Annotated in this window: 4 protein-coding genes; 2 read left to right on the plus strand and 2 right to left on the minus strand. The window is 50.9% G+C overall.

Annotated elements, in window-relative coordinates; all coding sequences use genetic code 11:
* Positions 1-183 precede the first annotated feature (183 nt).
* Together WAO31_RS02870 and WAO31_RS02875 are read right to left on the minus strand one after the other, a co-directional pair.
* On the minus strand, positions 184-792 hold the full coding sequence (locus tag WAO31_RS02870; RefSeq protein ID WP_509590020.1) for a class I SAM-dependent methyltransferase: 609 nt from the start codon (positions 790-792) through the stop codon (positions 184-186).
* Positions 793-799: 7 nt separating this feature from the next.
* Positions 800-1,171, minus strand: a complete 372-nt coding sequence (locus tag WAO31_RS02875; protein WP_509590023.1) for a rhodanese-like domain-containing protein — start codon at positions 1,169-1,171, stop codon at positions 800-802.
* 76 nt (positions 1,172-1,247) lie between these two features.
* Between WAO31_RS02875 and WAO31_RS02880 the strand changes: the two genes are divergently transcribed.
* Positions 1,248-1,505, plus strand: a complete 258-nt coding sequence (locus WAO31_RS02880) for a metal-sensitive transcriptional regulator (RefSeq protein WP_509590026.1) — start codon at positions 1,248-1,250, stop codon at positions 1,503-1,505.
* A 31-nt stretch (positions 1,506-1,536) separates the two neighbouring features.
* On the plus strand, positions 1,537-3,177 hold the full coding sequence (locus tag WAO31_RS02885) for an FAD-dependent oxidoreductase (protein ID WP_509590029.1): 1,641 nt from the start codon (positions 1,537-1,539) through the stop codon (positions 3,175-3,177).
* Positions 3,178-3,272: the final 95 nt, after the last annotated feature.

Consider the following 3,272-nt stretch of genomic DNA (forward strand, 5'->3'; position numbering starts at 1 on the left):
CCAAGTCTTTTGATTTCATGTAATCAACCGCATCCGCTTCCGATTCGAAAGGCTTACTGCATTTCGTGTAGTTCCATTCGCTCATGCGGCCCAGTATACATAAATTGCGAATAGGTCCCTGAAAAGAGACATTTCTTCACGACTAGAACCATAAGAATCTTTGCCACGAACTCAGGACTAGGCCTAAGTTCGGGTTGCCATTGCAGTCAAAGTAATCGAAGGCTTGAGCCCTTCCCTGGTTTGCACCTGTCCATCGCGATTGGTCACGAAAGAGATCTCTAGCGGGAGCTTAGATAAAAGAGTTGTCATCGACTCAGTCGTTGGCAATAGCTCTGGGTTTTGTGGTCCCCCAAAGCCTTCTTCAAGATTCTCAAGTGCATGCCACACCCCAAAGAAAACTCCACCTAGCTTGATGTTGTCTACCAATCTACCGATGGCAACATCAAGATCCTGAGAAGGAATCTGAAGATAGGCACAGACCCCTAAGTCAACCGGTGCAAGCTTGGAAACAAAGTCCAGTGCTGAGGCATTTGTTGTTACTACCCTGTCGGATACACCGCGCTCTTTTGCAAGCGCTACACACTTTTCTAAACCAACGCTGGACATATCAACGTTTTCGGCCTGCCAGCCTTTTTCTGCAAAAAAGACCGTGTTACGACCTTCGCCCCCAGCAAGATCAATCATCTTGCCAGGGGCGAGGTCAGAACAACTTTCTTTGACAAAGCGGTTTACATCTTTGGTATAGACATACTCCGTGGCGGAGTACTTGTCATCCCAAAAGGCTTTGTCCACTGAGTATCTACTTGACTACAGTGAGGCCTGTTTGTGAAGCGGCGTTAGCTAGCGATCCACCGTTTACCAACTCACCTGTGAAGCCAGCATCCTTCATGATCTGGATTGCCTGGCCGGCACGGTTTCCCGAGCGGCAGTAGATGTAGTAGTCGGATGCCTTATCTAAGGTTGCGATGTTGTCCATGAAGGACCCATCCTGGATGTCATAGAGAAGTGATCCATCGAGGTAGCCGGCTGAAGTTTCACCTGGTGTACGAACGTCAATCACTGCTGCGTACTGGCTCATGTCCACTGGCTCCGATGATGCGCAACCGGTAAGTCCTGTCACAGCGAATGCTGCAACAAAGGCTGCGCTAAGAATTTTGAAAAGTTTGGTCAATTTGGTGTTTCCTTTCGTATACCCCCTAGGGTATACTAAAAACCACACCGCATCAACTAACCAAAGGATACGTGTAATGCAGATTGATCCCCAGGACCTCAAAAAAGCCCGAGACCGCCTAGTTAGAGCAAATGGCCAGCTGGCCGGAGTAATCAAGATGCTCGATGAAGGCAGAGACTGCACCGACATCCTGAACCAGCTCTCAGCTGCCAACTCAGCGCTCACCAAGGCAGGCTTTGCCATCATTGCCACCGGCATGGCCCAGTGTGGCAATGATGCAGCAGGATCAGCCGATCGAGCAGAGCTCGAAAAAGCCTTCATGTCACTTGCCTAAATCCACTTCTTCTCAAGAATTCAGGAAAAAAATGAAAACAGTAATCATCGGCGGAGTCGCAGGCGGAATGTCGGCTGCGACCAGACTTCGAAGACTTCAGGAAGATGCCAAGATCATCATCTTCGAGCAAGGCCCAAACGTCTCTTTTGCAAACTGCGGTCTGCCGTATCACGTAGGCGGAATCATCCCCAAGGAATCTTCCCTACTTCTTCAAACACCAGAGGCACTGAAGGACCGCTTCAACCTAGATGTTCGAGTGCGCTCCAGGGTCACCAAGATAAACAAAGAAGCCAAGACCGTCACGGTTTTGAACCTGGAAGACAATACCTCCTACGACGAGTCCTACGACAATCTTGTGATTTCAACCGGCGCCAAGCCAAGGGCTCTACCTATCCACGGAGCAGAGCGCACCTTTGTCCTTCGGGATGTAGAAGACGCCGCAAAGCTGAAGCTTCAGGTTGATAACTTCAAGGGACAATCGGCAGTAATTCTTGGCGGAGGCTTCATCGGCATCGAAGTAGCTGAAAACCTAATCCACCGCGGAGTGAAGACCACGGTAGTTCAACTGGGCCCGAGCATCCTGCCGGGATTTGATCCAGAGATTATTGAGCCATTCCAGGCCCAACTTGAGAAAAACGGAATCACACTCAAACTAAACGCTTCAGCCGAGGAAATTGGCCCGCACTCAGTCAAGCTATCTACCGGGGAAATAATCCCGGCTGACTTTGTGGTGTCAGCTGCCGGTGTTGTTCCAGATCATCACCTAGCTGTTGAGGCTGGGCTAACAATCGGGGACTCGGGAGCCATCTTTGTTGACAGCCACCAAAGAACCTCAGACCCGAGCATCTTTGCAGTTGGCGACGCAGCCGAGAAGACCAGCTCATTCACAGGAGCTGGACAGCAGATCTGGCTTGCCAACCTCGCTAATCGCCACGGCAGGCTAGTTGCCGACGTGATTGCCGGAGAAAAGGTGGAGGTCAAGCCCGCCATTGGAACCGGAATCATCGGAGCTTTTGGAATGGCGATTTCCGCTACCGGACTTACCGAGAAGTCAGCCAAGAAACTGGGCATCGAGGCAGAGATGGTCCACCTGCACCCAAGCTCACACGCCGGCTACTACCCCGGCGCCGAGCGAGTGTCTCTAAAGGTTCTATTCGATGGAAATACAGGCAAGCTCCTTGGAGCTCAAGCTGTTGGACTAGATGGCATCGACAAGAGAATCGATGTGATTGCAACCGCCATCTACGCAGGACTAACAGTTCAGGATTTGATGAACCTAGAACTTGCGTACGCGCCCGAGTTTGGCTCTGCCAAAGACGCCATCAACCAGGCCGGCTACGTTGGCGACAACGTCTTCACCGGAAAGACCGACACCGTTCACTGGCACCAGATCGAAGATCTGCAAAAATCCGGAACGGTCTTGATTGATGTTCGAAACGACAGTGAAAATGAAGCAGGTGCTATCCCGGGCTCAATCTTGATTCCGGTCAATGACCTAAGAGAGCGGATCTCTGAGGTGAAGGGCAAAGACATTGTGGTTCACTGCGCTGTTGGGCAGCGCGGTCACACCGCTGTTCAGCTTCTAAAAGGTCACGTCATCAAGGCCAAGAACCTATCTGGTGGATACACCACCTGGCGAGCTGGAATGGATGCTCTAGAAAGAGCTACTTAAGACTGCTGAACTGGAAGTTCTAGCGGATCGTAGAAGTTCAGCTTGGTTGGAGTCCTTGTGATCTCTGACTCAATTGAAGTTATGTGTGCAACGTG

Origin of the sequence: Rhodoluna sp., assembly GCF_049276775.1 — a bacterium.
In the GTDB taxonomy this organism is placed as follows: Bacteria; Actinomycetota; Actinomycetes; order Actinomycetales; family Microbacteriaceae; genus Rhodoluna.

Coding starts and splice junctions, on each gene's coding strand:
- WAO31_RS02880 (WP_509590026.1), top strand. CDS start 1,248: ATGCAGATTGATCCCCAGGACCTCAAAAAAGCCCGAGACCGCCTAGTT.
- WAO31_RS02885 (WP_509590029.1), top strand. CDS start 1,537: ATGAAAACAGTAATCATCGGCGGAGTCGCAGGCGGAATGTCGGCTGCG.